Source organism: Sporichthya polymorpha DSM 43042 (assembly GCF_000384115.1).
GTDB lineage: Bacteria > Actinomycetota > Actinomycetes > Sporichthyales > Sporichthyaceae > Sporichthya > Sporichthya polymorpha.
On the sequence record NZ_KB913029.1, the window covers coordinates 5410299 to 5428261 of the forward strand.

The window sequence follows — 17963 nt, forward strand, 5'->3', positions numbered from 1 at the left end:
ACCCTTGTCAAGAAAGGGTGACACCCCTTACTGCGCAGTAAGGGGTGTCACCCTTTCTTGACAGCAACGCGTCACAGATTGCCGCGGAGGTCCTGCTCCCGCTCGATGGCTTCGAAGAGGGCCTTGAAGTTGCCCTTGCCGAAGCCGGTGGCGCCGTGGCGCTCGATGAGCTCGAAGAAGACCGTCGGGCGGTCCTGGACGGGGCGGGTGAAGATCTGCAGCAGATAGCCGTCCTCGTCGCGGTCGACGAGGATGCCGCGGGTCTTCAGCTCCTCGACGTCGACGCGGACCTCGCCGATGCGGGCGCGGAGCTCGGGGTCGTCGTAGTAGCTCGCGGGGGTCGCGAGGAACTCGACGCCGGCGGCGCGCATGGCGTCGACGGCGACGAGGATGTCGTCGACGGTCAGCGCGATGTGCTGGACGCCCGGGCCGCCGTAGAACTCCAGGTACTCGTCGATCTGTGACCGCTTCTTGCCGGCGGCCGGCTCGTTCAGCGGGAACTTGACCTTGCGGGTGCCGTCGGCGACGACCTTGCTCATCAGCGCCGAGTACTCGGTCGCGATGTCCTCGCCGACGAACTCCGCCATGTTCGTGAAGCCCATGACGCGGTGGTAGAACCCGACCCAGGAGTCCATGCGCCCGAGTTCGACGTTGCCGACGACGTGGTCGACGCCCGCGATGCCGGCGGCCGCGGAGTGCGCCGGCGCGACGATCGGGTCGCGCGGGACGAAGCCGGGCAGGAACGGGCCGCGGTAGTCGGAGCGGTCGATCAGGGTGTGCCGGGTGTCGCCGTAGGCGGCGATTTCGGCGTAGGTGACCGAGCCGTGCTCGTCGCTCGTCGTGGTGGGCGGGGTCAGGCCCTGCGCGCCCCGGGCGCAGGCCGCCGCGTAGGCCGCGGGGACGTCAGCGACCTCGAGCGCGACGTCGCGGACGCCGTCCCCGTGCCGGGCGACGTGGGTCGCGACGGAGGTCCCGGGGCGCACCGAGCCCGCGAGCACGAATCGCGCGTCCCCGGCGACCAGCACGTACTCGGCGGTCTCGCGGTAGCCCTGCTCGGGCCCGCGGTAGGCCACGCATGTCATGCCGAAGGCCGTCGAGTAGTAGTGCGCCGCCTGCCGCGCGTTGCCGACCTCGAACCGGATGTGGTCCAGGCCGAGGAGCGGGAACTGGCCCTCGGGCGTGCGCGCCTGCTGCTGCGTGGGGATCGCGACGGTCTCGGTCATGGCGGGGACCTCCTCGTTCAGCCGTCCCCGCAGGATGCGCGCACCTGCCAGGTTGTGCAACCGATCGGCGAATCAATGGTCAATCTGTACAGTAATCGTCAGAACCGGCCGCGTACGCTGCACAGATTGCGAGCCATGATGAGGGTCGACGATCTCGACGTCCGGCTGATCGACCTGTTCGCCGCCGAGCCCCGCCTCGGCGTCCTGGAGGCGTCCCGCCGGCTCGGCGTCGCCCGCGGCACCGTCCAGGCCCGCCTCGAACGCCTGCAGCGCGACGGCGTCGTCACCGGCTTCGGGCCCGACCTCGAACCAGGCGCGCTCGGCTACCCCGTCACCGCGTTCGTGACGCTGGAGATCGTCCAGGGCCACGGGCACGAGGCCGTCGCGGCGCACCTCGCGACGATCCCCGAGGTGCTGGAGGCCCACACGATCTCCGGCGCCGGCGACCTCATGTGTCGCGTCGTCGCCCGGTCCAACGCGGACCTGCAGCGCGTCCTCGACCTCGTCGTCGCCGACCGCTCGATTCGCCGCAGCTCGACCACGATCGCCCTCGCGACCCAGATCCCGTTCCGGACCCTCCCCCTGCTCCGCCAGACCGGCCGCGGCGCGGCGGCGCACTGAGGCTCAGGGTTTGCCCTGGGTCTGCCACTTCCGGAGGGTGTCGATGCGGCGGCGGAGGTCGTCGACGCTGGCCTGGGCGGTGGCGGGGCCGCCGCAGACCCGGCGGAGCTCGGCGTGGATCGCGCCGTGCGGGGAGCCGCTGCGGTGGTGCCAGGCGCCGACGAGGGCGTGCAGCTCGCGGCGCAGGGCGCTGCGCTCCGCGGAGGTGACGACGGGGCGGGCGGCGGCCGGGGGCGCGATCGTGTCGCCCTCCCGGCGGGCGCGCCGCTGCGCCGCCTTGAGCTGGTCGGCCTGACGCTTCTTCAGAACTGTTGCGACCTGGTCGGCGTCGAGGAGGCCGGGCAGGCCGAGGTACTCCTGCTCCTCGACGCTGCCGGGCGTCGCCGGGAGACCGAACTCCGCTCCCCCGAACATGACGCGGTCGAAGTTGGCCTCGGACTCCAGCGCCTGCCACTCGCCGAGCAGGTCGCCGTTGCCCTGCTCCCGCTGGGCGGCCTCGAGCAGCGCTTCCTCAGGGGCGAACAGGTCCTCGCCCGCCGGCGCCGGCTTGCCGAGAACGTGATCCCGCGTCAGTTCCAGTTCGGCGGCGTGCTTGAGCAGCGGTGCGACGGTCGGGAGGAACACCGACGCGATCTCACCGCGACGCCGGGCCCGCACGAAGCGCCCGACCGCCTGGGCGAAGAACAGCGGGGTCGAGGCGTTCGTCGCGTAGACGCCGACGGCGAGCCGTGGGATGTCGACGCCCTCGGACACCATGCGGACCGCGACCAGCCACCGGTCCTCGCTCTCGGAGAACTCGGCGATCCGCTTGCTCGCGCCTTTGTCGTCCGACAGGACCACGGTGGGCGCGGTCCCGGTCATCTCGCGGATCAGCCGCGCGTAGGCGCGGGCGTTGTTCTGGTCGGTCGCGATGACCATCGCACCGGCGTCGGGGACGTGGCGGCGCACCTCGTTCAACCGCTGGTCCGCGGCCCGCAGGACGGCGGGCATCCACTGGCCGCCGGGGTCGAGGGCGGTCCGCCAGGCCTGGTTGGTCAGGTCGTTCGTGAGCGGTTCGCCGAGCGTCGCGGCGAGCTCGTCGCCGGCCCGCGTCCGCCACCGCATCTGTCCGGCGTAGGCGAGGAACACGACCGGCCGGACGACCGCGTCGGCGAGAGCCTCGCCGTAGCCGTAGACGAAGTCGGGGACGCTGCGGTCGACGCCGTCCGCCCCCGGGGCGTACGTGACGAACGGGATCGGGTTGGTGTCGGACCGAAAGGGGGTTCCGGTGAGCGCGAGACGGCGCGTCGCCGGTTCGAAGGCCTCCAGGATCGCCTCGCCCCAGCTCTTCGCGTCACCCGCGTGGTGCACCTCGTCGAGGATCACGAGCGTCGACCGGGCCTCGGTGCGGTTGCGGTGCAGGATCGGGTGCGCGGCGACGCCGGCGTAGGTGACGGCGACGCCGGAGAACCCGCGCGCCGTCTTGCCGTCGGCGTTGCGCCACCCGGCGTCGATGCGGATGCCCGCCCGTTGCGCCGCCTCGGCCCACTGGGTCTTCAGGTGCTCGGTCGGCGCGACGACCGTGACGGCGCGGACGATCTTGCGCTCGAGCAGGTCGGCGGCGACCCGGAGCGCGAAGGTCGTCTTGCCGGCGCCCGGGGTCGCGACCGTGAGGAAGTCCTTGTGCGGGTGCGAGTGGTAGGACTCGAGCGCGGCCTCCTGCCACGCACGCAGCTTCCCGGCGGTGCCCCACGGCGCCCGGTCGGGGAACGCGGGGGGCAGGTGTTCGGCGCGGCTCATGAACTGCTCCAGGCGACGCCCGGGATCGGCAGCACCTCGGCGTCCCCGCCCGCGCCCGCGTCGTGGGCGGCGCGCAAGGCGGCGGCCACCGCCCCGGCCGCGACTCCGGCGGCGCCCTTGGGCGCCGACCCGTCGTGCAGGTGGACGCGAACGGCGTCCGGCCGCACCGTCGCCTCCGGCAGCGCGAGGCGGACGCCGGTCGACACCGACGCCTCGACCGCGGCCCGCGCGCGGGCGGCGTCGAGGACCTGCCCGCAGTCGGCGGCGACGTCGAGCTGGACGACCTCGACCTTCCCACGCGCCGACAGGCTCAGCACCGCCCGCGCGGCGGCGTAGGAGAACCCGGCGAACGCGTCGCCCTGGCCGTCGCCGTCGAGCACCTCGGTGTCCGGCGGGACGTACGTGGCCTCGGCCGCGCCCGGGTCACCCGCGAGGGCGTCGGCCAGCGGGACGTCGACGACGCCGTCGAACGACCGCAGCCGGCCCGCGCCGGCGCGCAGCAGCGCCGGCGACAGCCCGACCTTCGCCCCGAGGCGCTCCCGCGCCGGAGCGGTCAGAGCCTCCACCACCGCCGCGACGGCGCCCCCGACCGAGGCCGCGGACCCACCGGGCGCCGGTTCCCCCGTCGCCGCGAATCGCATCGGAACGTCGAAGGCCCGGCCAGCGACGGCGACGGCCGCGGCCTCCCGGGACTCGTCGCCCTCGGCCGCGGGGCACGACACCGTCCCGGCGCGGAGGTCGACCGTCGCGGTCACCGGCACCGGAAATCCCTCGGCCACCCCGAACGGCACGAGGCCGAGCCCGGCGCCGACGCCCCAGGCGTGGTCGCGTCCACCGTCCGGCATCGGCGGCAGCGGGGCGGCGTCGAGGAGCGCGAGCAACGCCGGGACCGGGGAGGCCTCGAGCGGCAGCTGGCCGGTCGGGAGCGGGTCGTCGAGCCCGAGCAGGTTGCGTTCGCGGATGGCCCGCCGGTCGGCGAGGAACCGCGACGCCTCGCGGCCCTCCGGGTAGGAGAGCAGGTCGGAGAGCCGATCCAGCTGCGCCTCGACCGCGAACGCCACCGCCGCGGCCGCGGCGCCGGGCTCGATCAGTGGCGGCGGGGTGGTGCTCCGCAGCGCGCGGACGCGGAGGTCGACGGCCGGCACCCGGTAGGGCCCGACCCCGACGGCGCAGAGCTCGGCGACCAGGGACTCCGCGATCCCGGCGTACGGCCCGACCTCGACCTCGATCTCGCCGGACACCGCGGCGAGCGTCCCGTCCGGCCGGACGTGGTGGCGGTACCGCGCGAGGACCGCCGGGCCGCCGCCCTGGCCGTGGGTCGACGGACCGACGACGAGCGACACCGACCGGTGGTGCCGGCGGGCGAAGAGCGCCGCCAGCACCGGCGACCCGAGGTCGGTGGAGTGGTCCCGGGTCCCGGTCGACCGCAGCTCGACCTGACGCGGAATCAGGTTCAGGCACTGGGCGATCTGGTCACGGTCCTCGGGGTGCCAGCGCCGGGGCGCCGCGATGCGGACGCCGGTGTCGGTCGGCTCGGCCTCGATCAGCGCGGGCACGGCCGGGGCGCCGTCGGTACCGAAGCGTTCCTGGCGCGGGATCCAGCCGTGGGTGTTGTAGCTGCCCTCGACGACGGTCCCCGCCACCGTCGGCCACTCCCCACGGCGGACGTGCACCGCCCGGACGACGTTGCCGTCCGGGTGCAGCGGGTCGGCGGCGTCGCCGCGGAACCAGCAGACCTCCGGCAGCGCGCGGTACTCGACCGCGACGGCGTACGCGGCCCGCGTCGCGCTCGCGGGGTCGGTCGCGAGCACCGCCGCGACCGGTTCACCGACGTGCCGGACCACCCCGGCGGCGAGCACCGGACGGTCGGCCCGGACCGGCCCGGTCCAGAACTGCCCGGGCAGGTCCGCGGCGGTGAGCACGTCGACGACGCCGGTCGAGCGCAGCGCGGCTGCGGTGTCGACGGCCAGCACGGCGGCATGCGCGTGCGGGCTGCGGGTCAGCGCAGCGTGCAGACGTCCGTCCAGTTCCGTTCCCCCCGTGCCGATCCGTGCGCGATCCCTGCCCTGCGAGCAGCAGTGCTACGCGTCCGGGTCGTCACCCTCGCCGGGCGGGATGCCGTCGTAGATCTCCTTGCACTCCGGGCAGACCGGGTACTTCTTGGGGTCGCGACTGGGGACCCACACCTTGCCGCACAGCGCCTGCAGCGGAGTGCCCTCGACCATCGCCTCGGTGAGCTTGTTACGGACCACGTAGTGGGAGAAGCGGTCGTGATCGCCGTCGCCGGTCGAGGTCTCGACGCGCTCGTCGGTGATCGTGCTCAGGGCGCCGGCGGGCTCCGGCTGATCGGGGTAGCTCATCCCCGAAGTCTAGAACCCGGATCCGCGGTTCCCCAGACGTCGCGGCCGGGCCTGCGGGGACGACCGCGAAGTGGATCAGTTCAGCGACGGATCGGCCGGGCAGGTGGCGAGAAGTCGCAGGTCACCGGGCTGCCGGCGCAGGACGTCGCCCCAGAGGCGGTCGGGCCGGGGGCTGAACGCGTCGCCGGGCAGCGAGTCGGCGACGACCCAGGCGCCCTGCGAGAGCTCGGAGTCGAGCTGGCCCGCGCCCCACCCGGCGTAGCCGGCGAAGATCCGCAGGGCGCGCAGGTCCTGGCGGACGGCCTCGGGGTCGGAGTCCAGGTCGATCAGGCCGATCCCGCCGATCACCGGACGCCAGCCGCGGGGCCGGGACCCCAGGGCCGCGGGGACGCTGTCGAACGCCGCCAGCGCGAGGGCGCCGTCGACGCCGACCGGGCCGCCGGAGAACACCACGTCCGGGGACGAGGAGAAGCCCGACCAGGGCACGAGGACCTCGGCCACGGGCAGCTCGGTGGGACGGTTGACCACGACGCCGAGCGAGCCCGAGCCGTCGTGATCGAGCAGGAAGATCACGCTGCGCTCGAAGTTCGGATCACCCAGATCCGGTGCCGCGATGAGCAGCTGACCTGCACACACGCTCGGGACCATGGGAAAAGCGTGTCAGAGCCGAGCACCGCGGGAAAGATGCCGCGCACGAACCTGCCGGAAAGTTGGGGGCGGGGGAACTACGGTGTTCGCACCCTGACCAGCTGGAGACCGCATGCCCCTGCACCGGCGCACCACGTCCGTCGCCCTGGCCGCCCCGCTCGCCGTCGCGCTCACGCTGACGGCGCTGCCGGAGGCCGCGGCCGCGCCGGCGGCCCCTGCGCGGACCGCGGCCTACAGCCCGGCGCTGACGCCGAAGGTCCACAAGGTGGTCGCCAAGAACCTGAACGCGCCCTGGGGGATGGCGTTCATCTCCAAGGCCCGGGCGCTGGTCGCCGAGCGCGACTCGGGCCGGATCAAGCGCCTCGACGGCAAGGGCCGCGCCCAAACGGTCGGCCGGGTGCCGGGCGTCGTCGCCGCCGGCGAGGGCGGCCTGCTCGGGCTCGCGGTGCCGAAGGACTTTCGGACCTCGCGCTGGGTCTACGCGTACTACACCTCGGCGACCGACAACCGGATCGTCCGGATGAAGTTCACCAAGGGCAAGCTCGGCCGCTCGCGTGTGGTCCTCAAGGGCATCCCCAAGGGCTTCATCCACAACGGCGGCCGAATCGTGTTCGGCCCCGACGGCATGCTCTACGCCGGCACCGGCGAGGCCGGGAACCGGCCGCTGTCGCAGAACTCGCGCTCGCTCGGCGGCAAGATCCTGCGGATGACGCCGACCGGGAAGGTGCCGAGCAGCAACCCGACGAAGGGGTCGTACGTCTACAGCAAGGGCCACCGCAACGTGCAGGGCCTCGCGTTCGACGGCGCCGGCCGGCTCTTCGCCGCCGAGTTCGGGCAGAACACCTGGGACGAGCTGAACCTGATCAAGCCCGGCCGCAACTACGGCTGGCCGAAGGTCGAGGGCCGCTCGAACGACTCGCGGTACGTGAACCCGGTCGCGCAGTGGCGCACGGACAAGGCGTCCCCGTCGGGCATCGCGATCGTTCAGGGAACGGTCTTCATGGCCGGCCTGCGCGGCAAGCGGCTCTGGCGGATCCAGATCGGGGACCTCAAGTCCGACGGCGTCCCCCGCTCGCGCACCGAGGACTTCTTCGTCGGCACGTGGGGCCGGCTGCGCACGGTGACCGCCGCCCCCGACGGCTCCCTGTGGCTGAGCACGTCGAACACCGACGGCCGCGGCAACCCCGCGTCCCGCGACGACCGCGTGTTCCGGCTGCGGCTGAGCTGAGGCCCCGCCGTCAGGAGGCGCCGCGCCGCCGCTTGGCGGCGTACATGGACTCGTCGGCGCGGACGAGCAGGCTGCGCGGGTCGGTCCGGGAGTCGTGGGAGACCGCGTACCCGATGCTCACGCGGACCGGGACCTCCGTGCCGTCCGGTGCGAGCAGCCCCGGCGCGGCCTCGACGGCGGCCGAGAGCCGGCGGCACATGGAGTCCGCGTCGTCCGGGGAGCGCAGGTTGCAGACGACGACGAACTCGTCGCCGCCGAAGCGGGCGAGGGTGTCGCCGCCACGGACCTGGTCGCCGAGCCGGCGGGCGACGGTGACGAGCAGTTCGTCGCCGAACGGGTGCCCGTGGCGGTCGTTGACCGCCTTGAGCCCGTCGACGTCGCAGAACAGAACCGCGACGACCCCGCCCTCGCGCTCGCAGGCCGCGACCGCCTGGCTGAGCCGGTCGTCGAGCAGGGCGCGGTTGGCGAGACCGGTGAGGGCGTCGTGGAGGGCGAGGTAGGCGAGCCGGGCGTCCTGGGAACGCCGGTGGTCGATGTCCTCGTAGACCGCGACGACGTACTCGGGAATCCCGGCGTCGTCGCGGACCAGCGTCGCCGTCCGCCGGACCCAGAGGACGTGGCCCTCCCGGTGGCGGTAGCGCTGCTCGACGGTGACGGCCGGTTCGCCGGCGGCGAGGCGTGCGGCCGCCTGCTCCTCGATGGGCCGGTCGTCGTCGTGGACGATCTGCGGCGGATCCTGGGCGAGCAGTTCCTCCGCGTCCCAGCCGAGCATCCGGCACAGCGCGGGGTTGATCCGGAACCAGCGGCCGGTCAGGTCGAGCAGCGCGAGCCCGACGGGCGCCTGGTCGAAGGCGGCGGCGACCAGCGGGTCCGGTGTGTGCGCGCCCATGCTCGCCTCCCTCCCCCGACGGAACCGCCCGGCGGACGGGCCCCGACGTACCACTTGTCCGCGCAGTCCCTCGCGCGGAGTGTGGTGTGTTTTGTCCCCCTCATTGTGCTCGTGCGAACACAATTTGTCAGCGTGGACCTGCCAGGAGGAACTCTCAGCCCTCGGCGAGCTGCTTCGCCAGCTGTTGCAGCTGAACGGTGATCGACCAGGTCACCTCGTCGACCGGCCGGGCCCCGTTGACGTTGACCAGCTTCTCCCGCTCTGCGTAGTACGCGAGCATCGGCAGCGTCTTCTCGTCGTAGACGTCGAGCCGGTGGTTGATGACGTCGAGGTTGTCGTCGGCCCGGCCGCTGGCCTCCCCGCGCTCGAGCAGCCGGCGGATGAGCTCGTCGCGCGGGACCTCCAGGTGCACGACGATCTGGACCTCGACCCCGAGCGTCTGCGCGACGGAGTAGGCGATCTCGGCCTGCTCGACGGTCCGGGGGAAGCCGTCGAGGACGTAGCCGCCCTGCTTGCTGGCCTCGACCACGGGCTTGCGGAGGATGTCCATGACGATGCCGTCGGGGACCAGGTCACCGCTCGCGAGGTACGACTGGACCTGGCGGCCGATCGCCGTCTCGTTCTTCACGTGCGCCCGCAGGAGGTCGCCGGACGAGATGTGGACCAGGTTGAACTTCTTGGCGATCCGGACAGCCTGGGTTCCCTTCCCGGCTCCGGGCGGCCCGATCATCAGCAGTCGCATTCGGCAAAAGCTATACCGGCGCGGTCAGCGACCTTCAGCCAACACCAGCCGGGCCACCAGCGCCCCGTGGTCGGTGCCGCTGACCTCGAAGTTTGCGGTCGAACGCGCCCCGAGCCGGTGGTTGAACAGGATGTGGTCCAACTGCACGAAGTGCGGGATCCAGTAGCGCGGGGACCACGTGCCGACGAACCCCGACCCGGCGTACTCGGGGGCGTCGCGCCAGCCGTCGGAGAGCAGCCGGCGGAACGCGGTGTGGTCGCGGGAGGCGTTGAAGTCCCCGAGGACGATCGCGGGAAGGTCGCCCGGCTGCCCGGCCAGGCGCTCCCGGAGCAGCCGGTGGTCCCGCTCGTAGGAGCGCGCGTGGTAGCGCGAGGTCCGGAACGGGTGCGCGACGCGGACGGCGACGTCCCGCGGCCCGGCCGCCGTCGGCACCGCGACGGTGCCGCCGGGCATCCGGTGGATTCCGCGCCACTCCTCGGCCGGGGTGACCGGCCACCGTGCCCACAGACCGCTGCCGTGGGCCAGGACGTCCGGGTTGAGCACGCGGTGCGGGAGCAGGTCGTCCAGGCCCGCGGCCCCGAGGGCGGTCACGGCCTCCGGGGTGAGCTCGGTGACGCCGAGGACGTCGACGCGGTGCTCGCGAACGGCCGTCACGACCTCGGTCGCGTCGGCCAGGCCGTACTGCAGGTTGATCGTCATCGCGACCAGGTCGGTGCCCGGGGGCGGGTCGTCGGCGACGTAGAGCGGGGCGAGCCAGAGCCCGTTGAGAGCGACGAGCGCGGCGCCGACCGCCCCGGTGCGCCACCGCCGGAGCAGGCAGGCGAGCACCGTCAGCGGGACGAGCGCGAGCACCGCCACCGGCACGAACGTGACGACCATGATCGGCCAGGCGTGGTCGCCGTCGCCGGTGATGCGGACGGCCGACGGACCGGCGGCGACCGCCACGAGGGCGGGCAGGATCGAGCGGCGGCGCAGGACGCGGCGGGACAGGCGGCGGAGCCGGTCCCGGGCCGCGTCGGCGCCGTCAGGACGTGGCGGCACCGGGCAGCGGGAGGCCGATCGGGTTGGGCTCGGGGAGCAGCCCCGCGGCCACGACGCGACCGGCCAGCGGCATCAGGAGCCGCTCGAGCTTCGCCGTCGCGTCCGGCCCGAGCTGGGCCCACGGGCCCGCGGCCGCGCTGTCCGTGTCGGCCTCGACCGCCTCGTGGAGGGCAGCCCCGGTGCCGGTGAGCCGCCCGGCGTCGTCGATCAATCCCTGCTCGCGGGCGTGCAGCTCGGCGGCCTGCCACTCGAACGTCGCCCACTTGCGACCGAGGCGCAGCGGCTCGGCCTCGGACTCCCCGGCCCCGACCTTGAGCAGCATCGCCGTGACCGGGTGGATCCGACGGACCGTCAGAGCCGCGATGTGGCCGTCACCGCGGTGCTCGCGCAGGGTGGTGGCGGCCTGCCAGAGGGCGAGATGCGCCTCGTCCGGGCGCGGCAGTGCCCGGTTGGCGGCGCCCAGCGGACGGCCCGCGCAGTCGGCCGCCTGCGCGGCGTCCCAGGCGAGATCCGCGGCGGCGCGGACGTCGGGGTCCTCGGCCGCGCTCTCGCCCCAGACCCGGCGCAGCGCGCGGTCCACACCGGCGAGGCGCGCGGCGAGGACGGCGTCGGGGGTGGTGGACTCCCAGACCGCCGGCAGGGTCGCGGCGATGCGGTCGGGGTGGAAGCCGTAGAAGACCGCGGTGACGAGGTCCGGCCCGACCGCGCCGAGCGGGGCGGAACGCATCGCGACGTAGTTCCCCCAGAAGCCCTCGACGCCGAGCGACTCGGCGGCGCTGCGGGCCTCGGGGTCGAAGTAGGTGACGGCGTGGAAGGTCTCGAACAGCTGCCACATCCGGCGGGCAACGTTCTGCGAGGCGGGCTGCTGCAGCGCGGCGGTCACGAACGCCAGTCCTCCAGGATCGCTTCGATCTCGTCGACCCACAGGCCGAGCAGCCGCCCGGCCGGGAGGTCACGGGCGCCGGCGACGCCCTGCCCGGCCCACAGCGACTGGAGGTCCGAGCGGCCGGCCGCCCGGGCGGCGGCCCGCAGTTCCGTCGTCAGGACATGGGTGACCGGGTAGGGCGGCACGTCCGGGCGGACGCCCACGGCGTCGACGTAGGCGTTGCGCAGACCGCGCGCGGGCTTGCCGGAGAACGCGGTGGTCAGGACGGTCTCGCTGCCGTCGGCGGCGGCGAGGGCGGCGCGGTACGGCTCGTTGGTCCCGGCCTCGGGCGTGCGGAGGAACGCGGTGCCGAGTTGCGCGGCGTCCGCCCCGAGGGCGAGGACGGCGAGCACCGAACGGCCGTCGCGCAGACCCCCCGCGGCGACCACCGGGACGTCGGCGCCGAGCGCGTCGACGACGGCGGGCACGAGCGCCATCGTCCCGATCGGGTCGCCGACCGGGGTGCCCTCCTCGCGGGGCCCGGAGCCGTCGCCGCCGACGAACTGGCCGCGGTGGCCACCGGCCTCCGCGCCCTGGGCGGTCACGACCTGCACGCCGGCGGCCACGAGTGCGCGGGCCTCGGCGACCGAGGTGGCGGTCGCGAAGACGACGGTGCCGTTCTCGCGCAGAGCGGCCACGGTGTCGGCGGGCGGGACGCCGAAGGCGAACCCGGCGACCGGGACGCGCTCCTCGATCAGCACGGCGGTCTGGTCGGCGAACGGGACCGAGAGCCGCTCCGGCACCGGCAGGCGCACCGGCAGGCCGAGGTCGGAGCGCAGCTCGGCGACCATCTCCTCGACCTGCCCGACCGCGGCCGCATCGAGGAGCGGCGGCTCCGGCGGGGGGACGAAGAGGTTGATCTGGAACGCGGCGTCGGTCAGTGCGCGCGTCGCGCGGATCGCGGCCCGGATGTCGTCGGGCGTCGAGTAGCCGAGCCCGAGCGAGCCCAGTCCACCGGCGTCACTGACCGCGGCGGCCAGCGCGGAAGTGCTGGGACCGCCGGCCATCGGCGAGCTGACAATCGGCAGCTCGATACCGAGCAGCCGCGTCAGCCGGGTGTTCTGCCACATCGGCAGCAACCTAAGGCATACGCGGTCCGCAGCGATCACCGCTGCTTCGGCGGCAGGGGCACGAAGCCCGAGGTGCGCCGGGCGTACTCCGCGAACCCGGGCCGGCCGGCCATGCGCTTCTCGGTCAGCGCGGCGCCGGTGCCCTTGGTGAGGAAGAAGGTCATCACGATGGGCGAGAGCACGGTGAGGGCCCCGACGCCGGTCTCGGCCGCGACCAGCCAGATGCCCCACCACACGCACGCGTCACCGAAGTAGTTCGGGTGCCGGGTCCAGCGCCACAGGCCGCGGTCCAGCACCTTCCCGCGGTTGGCCGGATCCGACTTGAACGCCTGGAGCTGGTGGTCGCCGACCGCCTCGAAGAACAGGCCGAGCCCCCAGACCGCGACGCCGAGGACGGCGAGCGGGCCGAGCTCGGCGTCGGCGTGCATGCCGACCTGGACCGGCAGCGAGATGACCAGGATCAGCACGCCCTGCAGGCCGTAGATCATCCGCAGCGCGTAGGCGGTGCGGCGCTCCGGCGGCGCTTTGGACAGCAGCTCGGAGTAGCGCGGGTCCTCCCCGTGCCCGGCGTTCCGGCGTCCGATGTGCCAGGCGAGCCGGCCGCCCCACAGCACCACCATTCCGGCGAGCAGTACCGACCGCGTCCCGTTCCCGGTCGCGACCGCGAGGCTGCTCAGAGCCACCGCCGCGAACCCGAGCCCCCAGGACACGTCGACGACGCTGTGCTTCCCGGCCTTCCGGGCAACCGCGAACGTCCCCGCCATCAGCAGGACCACCGCGGCCGCGGACACCGCGAGCCCGATCCCGAAGCCCGTCACGGCGCCTCGAAGGATCGGCGGGTCCGGGGCAGGCCGGCGACGCCGGCGGGTGAGCGGCGGACGGCGAGGATCTGGTCGACGCCCATCCGGCCCTCCTCGAAGACGAGGGCGCCGCCGACGAGGTACAGCCGCCAGACGCGGGCCACCTCCTCGCCGACGAGGGCGACGACGGCCTCCCAGTTCTTCTCGAGCGTCTCGAGCCAGGCCCGGACCGTCCAGACGTAGTGCTCGCGCAGCGCGTGGACGTCGCGGATCTCGAGGCCGCCGTCCTCGATCAGCGCGACGGTCTCGCCGACCGGCCGCATGTGCATGTCCGGGGCGATGTAGCACTCGATGAAGTCGCCACCGCCGGGCCGGTCGCGGCGGGACATCTGCTGGATCAGTGCGCGGCCGCCGTCGCGCAGGGCGTCGGCGACCACGCCGACGAACGTCGGGTAGTTCTCCGCCCCGACGTGCTCGCCCATCTCGATCGAGGACACCGCGTCGAAGCTCCCGCGGGCAGCCGGATCGGCGAGCACGTCGCGGTAGTCCTGCAGCCGGATCTCGACGCGGTCGCCGAGGCCGCGTTCGGCGACCCGGGCCCGGACGAAGTTCCGCTGCTCGCCCGACAGCGTGACGCCGAGGACGTGCGCGCCGTAGTGCTCCGCGGCGTGCAGGGAGAGTGAGCCCCAGCCGCAGCCGATGTCGAGCAGCCGGGACCCGGGACCGAGCCCGAGCTTGCGGCAGACCAGGTCGAGCTTGTCGCGCTGGGCGTCGACGAGCGTGTAGTCCGGCGCGTCCGAGGTGAAGTACGCGCAGGAGTACGCGAGGTGCTCGTCGTCGAGGAGCAGGGCGTAGAACTCGTTGGAGAGGTCGTAGTGGTGGCTGATCGCCGCCCGGTCGCGCCGCCGACTGTGCAGCGCCCCGGTCAGCTTCGCCTGTGACGCCGGCGCGGCCGGCCGCGGGCCAATCGCGCCGAGACGCGCGGCGGTCCCGGCCGCCCCGATGATCTGACGGGGTGTCATCCTCGGCGCGACGAGGTCGCGCTCGCGGATCGTCGACCAGATCAGCCGGAAGCCTTCGGTCAGGTCACCCTCGACGTCGATCTCGCCGGTGACGTAGGCCTGCGCGAGCCCGAGCTCGCCCGGCTGCCAGAGCAGCCGCCGCAGCGCTCGCCGCGAACGCACCACGACCGCCGGGGCGTCCGGGGGGCCCACCTCGCTGCCGTCCCAGGCCCGGACACGGATCGGCAGGTCCCCGCCGAAGAGCGGCTCGAGCAGCGCGACGAGTCGGTGCGCCGCTCCACGTCGCATCCGTGCGGACATCGTCACCCCTCCCCCCGGGTCAGCACGAACTGATGAACGTCCAGGTACTCCGCCCGGAAGCCGGCCTCGGAGTAACCGAGGTAGAACTCCCACATCCGGCGGAACGTCGCGTCGAACCCGAGCGCCTCGACCTCCGTCGCGCGGGCGGCGAACCGCTCCCGCCACAGCCGCAGGGTCTCGGCGTAGTGCCGGCCGAACCCGTGCCGGTCGGTGACGGTCAGGCCCGCCTGCTCGGCCGAGAACTCGACCGACTCCACCGACGGGATCAGCCCGCCGGGGAAGACGTACTTGTGGATCCAGGTGTAGGTGTCGCGGGAGGCGAGCATCCGGTCGTGCGGCATGGTGATCGCCTGCAGGCCGATCCGGCCGCCCGGGGTCACCAGGCGGTGCAGCGTCGCGAAGTAGTCCGGCCAGAAGTCGTACCCGACGGCCTCGATCATCTCGACGGAGACGGCGGCGTCGTACTGTCCCTGCGCCGCGCGGTAGTCGCACAGCTCGATGGACACGCGATCGCTCAGTCCGGCGGCCGCGACCCGCTGCAGCGCAAGGCTCCGCTGCTCCTCCGACAACGTGATCGAGCGGATCGTCGCACCGCGCGCGGCCGCCCGCAGGGCGAGCTCGCCCCACCCGGTCCCGATCTCCAGCACGCGCGACCCGGCGCGCACCCCGGCCGCGTCGAGCAACCGGTCGACCTTGCGGCGCTGGGCGTCGGCGAGGTCGTCCCACGTGGCGGTGGCCGCGGCCGCGTCCGACCCGTCCCCCGGACCGAACAGGGCCGCCGAGTAGGTCAGGGTCTCGTCGAGGAACAGCGCGAACAGGTCGTTGGACAGGTCGTAGTGCCGGGAGATGTTGCGCCGCGCGTTCTCTGCGGTCCCGCGCTCGGTGTGCGGGTGGCGGTGCACGGCGACGTCACGCAGCCGCTGCAGTGCCGGCGGCACGAGCGTCGCCATGCGCCGGCAGAAGACCGTGAGGACGGCGGTCAGGTCGTCGGCGGTCCAGTCCCCCGCGAGGTAGGCCTCGCCGAAGCCGATCAGGCCGCCGTTGCCCAGCCGCCGGTACAGGGCCGGGGGACGCACCAGCCGCATCATCGGCGTGCCGGCGCCGCCGGCGCCGATGTTCGTCCCGTCGGGCAGCAGGATCTGCAGCTCCATCCGCCGGGCGACGCGCTCGAAGAGCACCCGGGCGGCCTTGGCGCGGTAACCGCCCGGGGGCAGGGACGCGACGTCCGGCCACCGGACGGGGTCGACGCCGGGGTCGTAGCTGCTCCGGCGGGGCAGGGTGAGGCTCACTCAGACTCCTGGCTGACGAGGGTGGGGCGGACGGGGGACGACGGGGACGCGGCGGAGCCAGAGGCGGATGCCCTGGTACCGGATCTGCGCCGCGACGGTGAGGGTGACCCAGGGGACCCGCGCCGCGGCCCGCAGCAGGGCGGCGGTGCCCGCACCGCGGCGGACCCCGCGGACGGTCGCGACGAACGGCCGCGCCTCGCCGCGATGCAACTCGACGGTGATCGCGACGCGCTCGTCCGGCGTGGGCAACGACATCAGGTAGCGGCCGTCGACGGGGTGGAACGGCGAGACGTAGAACTCCTTGGCGAACTCCGCCCGGCCGTCGGGCCCGGGGCGCAGCAGGTACGCATGACGCTCGCCGTAGGTGTTGTGGACCTCCGCGACCACGGCGACGAGGTGGCCCGCGGGGTCGTGGCACCAGAACACCGACAGCGGGTTGAACACGTACCCGAGCACCCGGGCGTTGGCGAGCATGAGGACGCGCCCACCCCGCAGATCGATGTCGTGCAACGCGAGGAAGGCGTCCACATTCTGACGGAGCGTCGAATTCGGCTCGCCCAGGTGGTCCTGGGCCCGGAACTCGGCGAGCGGCCGGAGCGGCCAGACCGGCCGCGGCAGGTCGTCGACGTCGACCAACCAGGAGTAGCTGCGGTACCGGAACGCGTTGCGCACCGGCGTGTACCGGACGTGCGCGATCGTCGTGTCGTACAGCGCGGGTGCGCTCACCAGGTGGCCCCGAGACATTCGGCGGCCGCGACGCCGGAGGCCGCGCCGTCCTCGTGGAAGCCCCACCCGTGGTACGCGCCGGCGAACGCGATTCGGTCGTCGCCCAGCTCGGGCAGTCGCCGCTGCGCGGCCACCGAGGCCGGCGTGTAGACCGGGTGCTCGTAGACCATGCGCGCGAGCACGGTGGCCGGGTCGACCAACGCCGGCGAGTTCAGGCTGACCACGTACCGTTCGGGACCGGGCAGCGCCATCAGCCGGTTCAGGTCGTAGGAGACGACCACCGACTCCGCCGACGCCGCGCAGGAGGCGAGCCGGTAGTTCCACGACGCCTGCGCGCCCGACCGCCGCGGCAGCGGGGTGGGGTCGGTGTGCAGGACGGTCTCGTTGACCGAGTACGGGATCGCGCCGAGGACCTCGCGCTCGGCGTCGGTCGGCTCCGCGAGCAGCGAGAGCGCCTGGTGCGGGTGCGTGGCGACGACCGCGGCGTCGAAGGTCGCGACGTCGTCGCCGTCGTCGCGGATCTCGACGCCGTCCGCGGTGCGGCGCAGCCCGCGCACCGGGGTCGCGGTGCGCACCGCGTGCAGCGTCTTCGCGACGCGCTCGACGTAGGTGCGCGACCCGCCCGTCACGGTCCGCCACTGCGGCGACCCGGTGACGCTGAGCATCCCGTGGTTGGCGAGGAACGCGAACAGGTACCGCGCCGGGTACTGCAGCGCCGTCGCCGGCGAGCACGACCACACGCACGCCACCACCGGCGTGAGGAAGTGCTGCACGAAGTAGTCCGAGTACCGGCCGCGGGCGACGAACTCGCCGAGGGTCTCCTCGCGGGCCGCTGCGCCCGCGGTGTCCACGAACTCCGGCGCCGCGAGCACGGCGCGGGCGGCCCGGTGGAAGCGCGGGACCTCGGTCAGCATCCGCAGGTACGCGGGGCGGGCGTTACCGGCGCCCGGGAACAGTCCGCGTAGTCCCCGGGCGCCGGCGTACTCGAGCCCGCAGCCGTCGCAGCGGACCGACATCGACATGTCCGACGGCTGCGTCGTGACGCCGAGCTCGGCGAACAGGCGCAGCAGCGTCGGGTACGTCCGCTCGTTGTGGACCAGGAAGCCCGTGTCGAGCGCGGCGGTCCCGCCGGAGTCCCGGACGACGTCGTGGGTGTGGGCGTGCCCCCCGAGACGGTCGTCGGACTCGTAGAGGGTGACGTCGGCCGTGCGGGAGAGCACCCAGGCGGCGGTGAGCCCGGAGACCCCGCCCCCGATGACGGCGATGTGGCGGCGCGACGTGTTCGGCATGGTGCCGGAAC

The 17963-nt window shown here is 73.8% G+C and carries 17 protein-coding genes; 2 read left to right on the plus strand and 15 right to left on the minus strand.

What is annotated here, in order from left to right:
• Window positions 1-71 precede the first annotated feature (71 nt).
• Entirely contained in the window at window positions 72-1223 is a 1152-nt protein-coding gene (gene hppD, locus SPOPO_RS0126105) for a 4-hydroxyphenylpyruvate dioxygenase (protein ID WP_051098723.1), read from the minus strand.
• 135 nt (window positions 1224-1358) lie between these two features.
• Between hppD and SPOPO_RS0126110 the strand changes: the two genes are divergently transcribed.
• The gene (locus SPOPO_RS0126110) at window positions 1359-1844 is read left to right on the plus strand and encodes an Lrp/AsnC family transcriptional regulator (protein WP_019878172.1); all 486 of its coding nucleotides are present in this window, start codon (window positions 1359-1361) and stop codon (window positions 1842-1844) included.
• Window positions 1845-1847: 3 nt separating this feature from the next.
• On the opposite strand, the gene SPOPO_RS0126115 is transcribed toward SPOPO_RS0126110, so the two are convergent.
• The 4 genes from SPOPO_RS0126115 to SPOPO_RS0126130 all read right to left on the minus strand — a co-directional run bounded on the left by SPOPO_RS0126115 (window position 1848) and on the right by SPOPO_RS0126130 (window position 6631).
• Window positions 1848-3623, minus strand: a complete 1776-nt coding sequence (locus SPOPO_RS0126115; RefSeq protein ID WP_019878173.1) for a DEAD/DEAH box helicase — start codon at window positions 3621-3623, stop codon at window positions 1848-1850.
• Window positions 3620-5671 carry a molybdopterin cofactor-binding domain-containing protein gene (locus SPOPO_RS0126120; RefSeq protein ID WP_425424165.1) on the minus strand — a complete coding sequence of 684 codons (2052 nt, stop codon included), beginning with the start codon at window positions 5669-5671 and terminating at the stop codon, window positions 3620-3622. Before SPOPO_RS0126120 ends, SPOPO_RS0126115 begins: the two co-directional genes overlap by 4 nt.
• A gap of 33 nt (window positions 5672-5704) precedes the next feature.
• Window positions 5705-5983, minus strand: a complete 279-nt coding sequence (locus SPOPO_RS0126125) for a DUF3039 domain-containing protein (RefSeq protein ID WP_019878176.1) — start codon at window positions 5981-5983, stop codon at window positions 5705-5707.
• A 75-nt stretch (window positions 5984-6058) separates the two neighbouring features.
• Window positions 6059-6631 (minus strand): YqgE/AlgH family protein, encoded by a 573-nt coding sequence (locus SPOPO_RS0126130; RefSeq protein WP_019878177.1) that lies wholly within the window; start codon window positions 6629-6631, stop codon window positions 6059-6061.
• A gap of 112 nt (window positions 6632-6743) precedes the next feature.
• Here SPOPO_RS0126130 and SPOPO_RS0126135 point away from each other — a divergent pair, with 112 nt between their 5' ends.
• Window positions 6744-7859, plus strand: a complete 1116-nt coding sequence (locus SPOPO_RS0126135) for a PQQ-dependent sugar dehydrogenase (RefSeq protein WP_019878178.1) — start codon at window positions 6744-6746, stop codon at window positions 7857-7859.
• A gap of 10 nt (window positions 7860-7869) precedes the next feature.
• Here SPOPO_RS0126135 and SPOPO_RS31760 read toward each other — a convergent pair whose 3' ends face one another.
• From SPOPO_RS31760 to SPOPO_RS0126185, 10 genes are all read right to left on the minus strand, one after another.
• Window positions 7870-8748: a GGDEF domain-containing protein gene (locus SPOPO_RS31760; protein WP_019878179.1), complete on the minus strand. Its 879-nt coding sequence runs from the start codon at window positions 8746-8748 to the stop codon at window positions 7870-7872.
• Window positions 8749-8902: 154 nt separating this feature from the next.
• Window positions 8903-9490, minus strand: a complete 588-nt coding sequence (locus tag SPOPO_RS0126145) for an adenylate kinase (RefSeq protein WP_019878180.1) — start codon at window positions 9488-9490, stop codon at window positions 8903-8905.
• Window positions 9491-9514: 24 nt separating this feature from the next.
• Window positions 9515-10531: an endonuclease/exonuclease/phosphatase family protein gene (locus SPOPO_RS0126150; protein ID WP_019878181.1), complete on the minus strand. Its 1017-nt coding sequence runs from the start codon at window positions 10529-10531 to the stop codon at window positions 9515-9517.
• Window positions 10515-11414 carry an SCO6745 family protein gene (locus SPOPO_RS0126155; RefSeq protein ID WP_019878183.1) on the minus strand — a complete coding sequence of 300 codons (900 nt, stop codon included), beginning with the start codon at window positions 11412-11414 and terminating at the stop codon, window positions 10515-10517. The genes SPOPO_RS0126150 and SPOPO_RS0126155 overlap by 17 nt, the downstream gene beginning before the upstream one ends.
• Window positions 11411-12526 (minus strand): NAD(P)H-dependent flavin oxidoreductase, encoded by a 1116-nt coding sequence (locus tag SPOPO_RS0126160; RefSeq protein ID WP_019878184.1) that lies wholly within the window; start codon window positions 12524-12526, stop codon window positions 11411-11413. Before SPOPO_RS0126160 ends, SPOPO_RS0126155 begins: the two co-directional genes overlap by 4 nt.
• Window positions 12527-12561: 35 nt before the next feature.
• Entirely contained in the window at window positions 12562-13344 is a 783-nt protein-coding gene (locus SPOPO_RS0126165) for a DUF1295 domain-containing protein (RefSeq protein ID WP_019878185.1), read from the minus strand.
• Entirely contained in the window at window positions 13341-14648 is a 1308-nt protein-coding gene (locus tag SPOPO_RS0126170) for an SAM-dependent methyltransferase (RefSeq protein ID WP_033385203.1), read from the minus strand. The genes SPOPO_RS0126165 and SPOPO_RS0126170 overlap by 4 nt, the downstream gene beginning before the upstream one ends.
• 2 nt (window positions 14649-14650) lie before the next feature.
• Complete coding sequence (locus SPOPO_RS0126175) at window positions 14651-15937, minus strand: SAM-dependent methyltransferase (protein ID WP_019878188.1); 1287 nt, start codon at window positions 15935-15937, stop codon at window positions 14651-14653.
• Window positions 15938-16681 (minus strand): DUF1365 family protein, encoded by a 744-nt coding sequence (locus tag SPOPO_RS0126180; RefSeq protein ID WP_019878189.1) that lies wholly within the window; start codon window positions 16679-16681, stop codon window positions 15938-15940. It abuts the gene before it with no gap.
• On the minus strand, window positions 16660-17952 hold the full coding sequence (locus tag SPOPO_RS0126185) for an NAD(P)/FAD-dependent oxidoreductase (RefSeq protein WP_019878190.1): 1293 nt from the start codon (window positions 17950-17952) through the stop codon (window positions 16660-16662). Before SPOPO_RS0126185 ends, SPOPO_RS0126180 begins: the two co-directional genes overlap by 22 nt.
• Window positions 17953-17963 lie beyond the last annotated feature (11 nt).